This is a genomic window from Megasphaera intestinihominis (assembly GCF_040096415.1).
GTDB lineage: Bacteria > Bacillota > Negativicutes > Veillonellales > Megasphaeraceae > Megasphaera > Megasphaera intestinihominis.
This window is the reverse complement of record NZ_JBBMEU010000094.1, coordinates 1-6180: the sequence shown is the minus strand read 5'-3', so window position 1 is coordinate 6180 and position 6180 is coordinate 1. Positions and strand designations below refer to the sequence as shown.

The 6180-nt window shown below is 53.5% G+C and carries 8 protein-coding genes; 4 read left to right on the top strand and 4 right to left on the bottom strand.

Annotated features, from left to right (window positions below):
• The first annotated feature begins 326 nt into the window (after positions 1-326).
• Positions 327-1265, top strand: coding sequence for a hypothetical protein (locus WMO23_RS10640; RefSeq protein WP_292282592.1), 939 nt, complete (start codon positions 327-329; stop codon positions 1263-1265).
• Positions 1266-1701: 436 nt separating this feature from the next.
• Here the strand turns inward: WMO23_RS10640 and WMO23_RS10635 are convergent, their stop codons facing one another.
• The 4 genes from WMO23_RS10635 to WMO23_RS10620 form a co-directional block, all read right to left on the bottom strand.
• Positions 1702-2061, bottom strand: a complete 360-nt coding sequence (locus tag WMO23_RS10635) for a DUF805 domain-containing protein (RefSeq protein ID WP_020311215.1) — start codon at positions 2059-2061, stop codon at positions 1702-1704.
• 113 nt (positions 2062-2174) lie between these two features.
• Positions 2175-3065: a flagellin lysine-N-methylase gene (fliB, locus tag WMO23_RS10630; protein WP_292108049.1), complete on the bottom strand. Its 891-nt coding sequence runs from the start codon at positions 3063-3065 to the stop codon at positions 2175-2177.
• 2 nt (positions 3066-3067) lie between these two features.
• On the bottom strand, positions 3068-3733 hold the full coding sequence (locus tag WMO23_RS10625) for a metal-dependent hydrolase (protein WP_292108050.1): 666 nt from the start codon (positions 3731-3733) through the stop codon (positions 3068-3070).
• 26 nt (positions 3734-3759) lie between these two features.
• Positions 3760-4188 (bottom strand): hypothetical protein, encoded by a 429-nt coding sequence (locus WMO23_RS10620; protein ID WP_020311218.1) that lies wholly within the window; start codon positions 4186-4188, stop codon positions 3760-3762.
• Between the two features lie 159 nt (positions 4189-4347).
• Here WMO23_RS10620 and trmL point away from each other — a divergent pair, with 159 nt between their 5' ends.
• The 3 genes from trmL to murB are packed head-to-tail and all read left to right on the top strand — an operon-like array spanning position 4348 to position 6124.
• On the top strand, positions 4348-4833 hold the full coding sequence (gene trmL / locus WMO23_RS10615; protein ID WP_020311219.1) for a tRNA (uridine(34)/cytosine(34)/5-carboxymethylaminomethyluridine(34)-2'-O)-methyltransferase TrmL: 486 nt from the start codon (positions 4348-4350) through the stop codon (positions 4831-4833).
• Positions 4834-4860: 27 nt separating this feature from the next.
• Positions 4861-5208: a YlbF/YmcA family competence regulator gene (locus WMO23_RS10610; RefSeq protein ID WP_020311220.1), complete on the top strand. Its 348-nt coding sequence runs from the start codon at positions 4861-4863 to the stop codon at positions 5206-5208.
• A complete protein-coding gene (gene murB, locus WMO23_RS10605; protein ID WP_020311221.1) occupies positions 5198-6124 on the top strand; it encodes a UDP-N-acetylmuramate dehydrogenase in 927 nt (308 codons plus the stop codon). Before WMO23_RS10610 ends, murB begins: the two co-directional genes overlap by 11 nt.
• Positions 6125-6180 lie beyond the last annotated feature (56 nt).

Below are 6180 nucleotides of genomic sequence, written 5' to 3'. Positions count from 1 at the left end.
AACCTCTCAGACCGCCTTTGGCGGCCAGCTCCCCTATAAAGGGAGCCTTGTGCGGCCCGTTGCGAGATTTCATCACATCCTATTCGAGTATAATGGCAGGCTTTTACGAGCCACGAGCCACGAACCACGAGCCACGATTTTTTCCACGAGCCGAGGGTCACTCGAGGCTATGTATTCAATTTGAGTTTGTTGCCGCGCAGCGGCATTTGAATCCGAAAAAGTGAATCTGGAGATGTGACGTCATGTCCGATTCGGCACAACAGGCCAAAGCGCAGAAAAAAGCGTATGACGAGGCGTGCAAGAGGGTTCTTTCAGAGCGGGGCATTATGGCTCATATCCTGAAGGCCTGCACGGAAGAATTCAAGGATTGTGATTTGCAGGATATTGCCCAACGCTATATCCAGGGCGAACCGAGCATCAGCCGTATTGCGGTGGAACCGGAAGCTATTTCACCGCGCATCGAAAGCGAGCAGACGGAAGACAAATCCGGAACGGAAGGAACGGTCTATTACGATATCCGGTTTCATGCTGTAGCTCCCATTGATGGAAAGCGCATCCAGCTCATCATCAACCTGGAAGCGCAGAACGATTTCAATCCGGGTTATCCCTTGTTAAAGAGGGCCGTCTACTATTGCGGCCGCATGATTTCCAGTCAGTATGGTACGGTTTTCGTGAAATCCCATTACGAAAAAATCCAGAAGGTCTATTCCATCTGGATCTGTACGATGCCGACGAAAAAATGGGAGTACAATATTTCCAGTTACCAATTGATTGAGAAACATCTAATCGGTCATACACAGGCCGAGTGGAGCCATTACGATTTAATCAATATCGTCCTGGTCTGTCTGGGAAGCAAGAGCCATAAACAGCTAAAAGGCATCCTACGGCTGTTGAACATGCTGCTCTTGGATAACATCAGCTCTCAAGAAAAACAGAAACTATTGGAGAAAGAATTTGACGTAACAATGACACCGCACTTAGAGAAAGGAGTGGCAGCCATGTGTAACTTGAGCGAAGGTATCGAACGGCGTGGAGAATTACGTGGCCGTAAACTAGGTGAAGAAGTGGGAGAAAAACGTGGAGAACTACGCGGCAGGAAAATTGGAGAAAAAATTGGACAAGAACGCGGAGAAAAAACGGGAAGAAAAGCGCTCAGTGTATTGCTCCAGAAACTGATGCAAGAAGGCAGAAAAGAAGACGTCGACCGCGTCTTGCAGGACGATGAATACCAGGAACAATTGCTGCGGGAATATCATTTGAAATAAGAGGGTAATCATTTATGACGGCGTTGTCATATAAGACAGCGCCGTTTTGCGTTCTTCGGATTCAGATGCGGCTATGCCGGAAATAAACGAAGTTCGCTGGTTGCAGTTAGCAGACCGCAAAAATAGCCCCAATCGGGGCATTCGTAGGGGCCGACTTTTAACCTCTCAGACCGCCTTTGGCGGCCAGCTCCCCTATAAAGGGAGCCTTGTGCGGTCCGTTGCGAGATTTCATCACATCCTATTCGAGTATAATGGCAGGCTTTTACGAGCCACGAACCACGAGCCACGAGCCACGATTTTTTTCACGAGCCGAGGGTCACTCGAGGCGATGTTGTCAATTTGAATCTGTTGCCGCGCATTGGGGATGTACATAGGATTCACGCGGGACGCCCTTTGGGCGTCCCCTACAAATGCGACCGGCGGGGCCGTCAGGCCCCTATTCTATTTTCTCTTTCCAGCAGAGGAAGATTTCGACGGCCAGGGCGGCGAACCAGATGTTGCGGGCCAGGACGTTGATGATGCAGTACCAGCCGGATTTTCCCAGGTCGTGGTAGCGCCGTATCATGTAGGAGAAGTCGACGGGGATGAGGAGCAGGGCGATGAGGCACGAGGCGATGGTGTATTCCAGGGCCTGCGGTCCGCCTTGCGAGGCCAGGTGCTGGAGCCAGATGATGAGGCAGATGGGCAGGATGCTGAACAGGCGGAAGTGGAGATAGCGTTTGCGGCTGACTTTGCCTTTGAAGTCTAAATGGTTGCGGATGAGTACGCGAATAGGCGCGTCTTCGGCTATGATCAAGAGAAGGACCTCCTTTAGGGATAAGGGATTTTTCTCTACTATAGCACGAAAGACGCGCCTATTTCGATAGGGACGGGTAAAGTGGCCATGGCTGTCACGAAATGCCGGAAAAGTCAAAATTCTCCGGCCGCTGCCGCTTTCTTGAGGAGCGCCACGTTGTCCGTATCATATTCGATTTGTTCCGACCAGCGGCGTACCGCTTCGGGCAGATCGCCCGTGGCGGCGGCTGTGAGGGCGATGAAGTCCGTGCTGCGTCCGGCATAGGTGGCCAGGAAGTCTGACGGGACGTCGGCAAAGGTTTCCAGCTGGCGGTAGAAGATGTAATCGTATATGCGCTGATAGCGTCCGGCCGTCCCGGTGTTCCCGGTGAGGGCTGTGGAATCAGCTGAATTCGCTGTCTGCGCCTGTAAGGCTTTCAGCTGGGCCGTCCAGGCATCATCAATCGGTTCGGTACGGTCTAAGACGGCCAGGAGCCGTTCATGGTCCTTTTCAGCCGTGGCCGGTTCATACGTAAGCCCTTTGCGGGGAAGGGGATAGTCCAGCCATTTCAGCAACTGGGCCAGGCTGCCGATGGAGCGGCCTGTTTCACTGTCGCAGAAGGTGAGTGGCCCCGTTTCGCTGAGAAGCAGTTCACACGCCGCCTCACAGCAGAGGCCGACGCCACCGAGCTCGATGGCCTGGCTGCTGCCGTTTTCGACGACCTGGAAAAAACGCGGATGGAGAGCGCAGATATCGCAGAGGATATCGTCCCCGGCCTGGCGGATGAGCTGGCACAGGCCATCTGGGCGGAGAAAGGGACAGTTCCCTTCCGCCGTGAGGCAGAAATGCCAGCCGTCCGGTCCTTCGGCGATATGTTGGCGGATGGCCCCGCCTAAGGGGCCTTCGAGCTGCTGGTAGTAATCGGCCGTCACGTCGTCGATGTCGATGTCCCAGCCCCGGCAGCACGTGTGTTGGCAGGCGCTGGCTTTGCAGCGGAAACGTCCGTAGAAATCAGGAAGGATCATGATTAGAATTCATACGTAGTCCCCGGGTCGACGACCTGGACGGGGATGTTGTATTTCGTTTCCGTGAGCTTCTTGTATTCCTGAGGGTCTGCTTCGATGATCGGCCAGGTCTTGTAGTGGACGGGGATGACGAAGCGCGGCTGGACCCAGAGGGCGGCCAGGGCGGCGTCATCCATGCCCATAGTGAAGTTGTCGCCGATAGGCAGGATAGCGCAGTCGATTTGTCCGAAACGGTCGAGGATTTTCATGTCTGAGAAGAGGCCCGTATCGCCGGCATAGTAGATGCGTTTGCCGCCGAATTCGACGATAACACCGCAGGCCAGCCCTCCGGCAATGCCAGACCCGTGGAAGGCCGGGGTCAGCCGTACTTTGCCAAAGGGAAAATCCGCACTGCCGCCGACATGCATGGCATGGGCTTTACAGCCTGCTTCGCCCGCTTTGCCGGCTACTTCGGCGGTGCTGATGACCGTCGCGTCATTGGCTTTGGCAATGGCTTCGGTGTCGCCGTAGTGGTCGCCGTGGCAGTGGGTGACGATAATATACTGGCAGGCAATGTCTGTCGGACAGACCTGGGTCCAGGGATTGTCCGTAATGAACGGGTCAAAAAGAATCGTCGTCACGTCATCGGAAAGTGTGAATGCGGAATGACCGTAGTAAGTGAATTTCATGATAGCCTCTGCTCCTTAAAGACGAATTAGTCTTTTTCTGTACTGTTCAAACTCCATTTCTTCCATTCTTCGAACCAGCTCTTGACGTGTTCCTGCGGGAGGGAGCCACAGAAGGTGTTCTTCAAGGTCTTGCGGAGTTCACCTTCTTTTTCGCCCAGGGGATAGACGTCCTTGTATTCGTCATAGACGTTCCAGAAGTCGCGCATGTGCAGGTTGGCGTAGGTTTCGCCGTAAATCTTGTAGCACGTGTCGCAGAGCGTGATGAAGACGGCTTCGTCGTTGTGCTGGTTGGCATCGTCGAGGCCGCAGCAGCGTGTATACAGTTTGATTTTGCTGCCGAAGAGCTGACGCAGGTAATCGTAGACGTCGGAAACCATCTGGGGCTGCAGCTGCAGCAGCTTACAGCCGGGAGCGAAATACATGGGGTACTGGGCAATGTTGTCAAAGTTATCCATAATAATTGACACCTCTTTCTAAAATAAACAGAAACTTTACATTTCTATTAAATAATAACTATTATTTATAAGTATATCATAAAAAGGTCGGAAACGCAATGTTCCTCTTGTACTTCCTGCATAAATCCTGTACAATATCCCTTGGAGAGTGATATAAGTATGCATATCGTAATGGTAGAGCCGGAAATCCCCGGCAATACGGGCAATGTCGCCCGTTTATGCGCAGCCAATCATATTACGCTGCATTTGGTCAAGCCCCTGGGCTTTTCCATTGATGACAAGCATTTAAAACGGGCCGGTCTCGATTACTGGTCGCTCGTCGATGTCCAGATCCATGAGAATTTTCAGGAAGTCCTGGACAAATACAAGGATCATCGCTTTTTTTATTTGACGACGAAATCGGAACAGTGTTATGCCGATATCCAATTCCAATACGATGATATGCTCGTATTCGGGAAGGAAACGAAAGGCCTTCCGGAAGACCTCCTGAAAGCCAATCCGGAACGCTGCTTCCGCGTACCGATGGTCGAACAGGCGCGCAGCCTGAATTTGTCGAATACCGTCGCTATCGTATCGTATGAAGCGATGCGCCAGCTCGGTTTCCCGGGCATGGGCAAGAGCGGCATCGGTATCAAGAATCTTTAGCATTACAGAAATGATGAGGTGTAGAACGTGGAAATTTATGATAAAGCCCATGAGTTAGAGGCAGCTATCAAGGAATGTCAGGAATATAAGGATTTCGTCGCTGCCGGTCAGGAACTGGCCAAAGACGAAAAGACCAAGCATCTGGTCCGCGATTTCCTCATGCTCCAGGCCCAGCTGGCCTATGCCCAGTCTATGGGGGACAAACCGATCCGCAAGAAGATCGACCATCTCAACCAGATGGCAGAGTTCATTAAAAACAATCAGACCGCTGTGGAATATTTGAACCATTATAATAAATGGCAGTCCATGGCTGGCGAAGTGTTCCAGATTATTCAAAATGCAATGGCAGAAGGAATGAGCATCCTTGATCAATAAATATGCACTGACGACTTTCGTCTCCGAATTAAGTATCTCCGTTCCCATGGAACGGATCCTGCTGGACGAACCGATGAGCGAACACACGACCTTTGCCGTCGGCGGTCCGGCTGACGTCCTGATCTTGCCGGAATCGGTCAAGGAAATGTCGCTGGCCATCCGGGCAGCCCGGCGGCTGGACCTGCCGGTCACCGTCCTCGGCGGCGGCTCGAACGTCCTCGTCCGCGACGGGGGTATCCGCGGCGTCGTCATCCAGCTGAACACGATGAAGAAAGTATTGGCCTGCCACGACCGGAAGATCATGGCCAGTGCCGGTTTCATGCTGAAGGACATCTGTCAGTTCGCCCAGGAAAACAGCCTGACAGGCATCGAATTCGCCTGCGGTATCCCTGGGACCTTGGGCGGTGCCGTCTTCATGAACGCCGGGGCCTACGACGGGGAAATGAGCCACGTCGTATCGCGGGTCCGCACGGTCAACAGTACGGGCGGCGTCCATACGTATGATGCACCGAACCTGGGCTTTTCTTATCGCCAGAGCCGTTTCCAGAAATCCAAGGAATTCGTCGTCGAAGTCGAATTGACCCTGCGCAGCGGCGACCCCAAGGAAATCCAGGCCCGCATGGATGACCTCATGAACCGCCGCCGCAGCAAGCAGCCTTTGGAAATGCACAGCGCCGGCAGTACCTTCAAGCGGCCGCCGGGATACTATGCCGGGACCCTCATCGACCAGACGGGCCTCAAAGGCCTCTCCTGCGGCGATGCCCAGGTCTCGATGAAACACGCCGGCTTCGTCGTCAACACGGGGCACGCATCGGCCCGGGATGTCCTCAACGTCATCCACGAAGTCCAGAAACGCGTCGAAAAGGCTCACGGTGTCCACCTGGAACCGGAAGTCCGCATCATCGGCGAAGACTAAAAATTTAACTCCATCCACTAGTATGGAGTTTGTAGGGGGCGCCCGGGGGCGGGCCG

Excerpts from the sequence above, each read along its gene's own strand:
- WMO23_RS10640 (WP_292282592.1), top strand. The coding sequence starts at position 327 with ATGGCTCATATCCTGAAGGCCTGCACGGAAGAATTCAAGGATTGTGAT.
- fliB (WP_292108049.1), bottom strand. The coding sequence starts at position 3,065 with ATGATCCTTCCTGATTTCTACGGACGTTTCCGCTGCAAAGCCAGCGCC.
- WMO23_RS10625 (WP_292108050.1), bottom strand. The coding sequence starts at position 3,733 with ATGAAATTCACTTACTACGGTCATTCCGCATTCACACTTTCCGATGAC.
- WMO23_RS10620 (WP_020311218.1), bottom strand. The coding sequence starts at position 4,188 with ATGGATAACTTTGACAACATTGCCCAGTACCCCATGTATTTCGCTCCC.
- trmL (WP_020311219.1), top strand. The coding sequence starts at position 4,348 with ATGCATATCGTAATGGTAGAGCCGGAAATCCCCGGCAATACGGGCAAT.